2 protein-coding genes are annotated in these 1,220 nt (G+C 55.4%); both read left to right on the forward strand.

Annotation, left to right across the window (positions count from 1 at the left end):
* Nucleotides 1-835 (forward strand): multicopper oxidase domain-containing protein (locus GPL81_RS30905; RefSeq protein WP_178122644.1); only part of this gene is annotated, 835 nt, incomplete at its 5' end.
* 12 nt (nucleotides 836-847) lie between these two features.
* The gene (locus GPL81_RS30910) at nucleotides 848-1,114 is read left to right on the forward strand and encodes a hypothetical protein (protein ID WP_160109871.1); all 267 of its coding nucleotides are present in this window, start codon (nucleotides 848-850) and stop codon (nucleotides 1,112-1,114) included.
* Nucleotides 1,115-1,220: the final 106 nt, after the last annotated feature.

Below are 1,220 nucleotides of genomic sequence, written 5' to 3' on the forward strand. Positions count from 1 at the left end.
CAACAGAACAACGGGAATGGACCAAGGTGACATGTCCGGCATGGCCAGCATGGACCACAGCAAGATGGCCGGTATGGGCCAAGGTGACATGTCCGGCATGGCCAGCATGGATCACAGCAAGATGACTGGCATGGATCAAGGTGACATGTCCGGCATGGCCAGCATGGATCACAGCAAGATGACTGGCATGGACCAGAGTGGCATGTCTGGCATGGCCGGCATGGACCACAGCAAGATGGCTGGTATGGACCATGGTGAAATGTCAGGGATGGCTGGCATGGCTGGGATGGGTGGAATGGATGGCATGGAGATGCAGTCGCACCCGGCCTCCGAGACCAATAACCCCTTGGTCGATATGCAAGCCATGAGTACTACGCCGAAGCTCAATGACCCGGGTATTGGCCTACGGAACAACGGCCGTCGCGTGCTCACTTACGCGGACCTGAAGAGCACTTTCCAGGACCCTGATGGCCGCGAGCCCAATCGGACGATCGAGTTGCACCTGACTGGCCATATGGAGAAGTTTTCCTGGTCATTCAACGGCATCAAATTCTCCGACGCCGAGCCGTTGCGCCTCAAGTATGGCGAGCGCCTGCGTATCACGCTGGTGAACGACACCATGATGACGCACCCCATCCACCTCCACGGTATGTGGAGCGACCTCGAGGATGAGCACGGCAAATTCATGGTGCGCAAACACACGATCGACATGCCACCCGGTACCAAACGCAGCTATCGCGTCACCGCCGATGCCCTGGGACGCTGGGCCTATCACTGCCACCTGCTGTTTCACATGGAGATGGGCATGTTCCGTGAAGTACGGGTTGATGAGTAAGGGAGACGGATTATGAGCAGATATCTGAATCGTCAGTCATTGATTGGTTGCGCCCTTGCCATCGGCCTATTGAGTGGAGTGCCCTTGGTACAAGCTGGAGAAGGCAATGCCGAGCACGCTCACGCTGCTGGCGACACAGACCAACCAGCAACAAAGCATAAGACCAAGACAAGCGAGTCCAAGTCTGAACACGGTTCCATGAACCATGGAACGATGGACCACAGCAAAATGAATCACGAGTCGATGGATCATGACTCAAACACTAAAAAAGCGGATTGAGACCATGACCCTTAAGCTTTTACGTCCGACCCTGATGGCGTTGACGGTTTCAGTCAGCTCTGTGTTTGTTGGTATCGCTACCGCAGCTGAAGAGATGGATCACTCC

Origin of the sequence: Pseudomonas izuensis, assembly GCF_009861505.1 — a bacterium.
Taxonomy (GTDB): domain Bacteria; phylum Pseudomonadota; class Gammaproteobacteria; order Pseudomonadales; family Pseudomonadaceae; genus Aquipseudomonas; species Aquipseudomonas izuensis.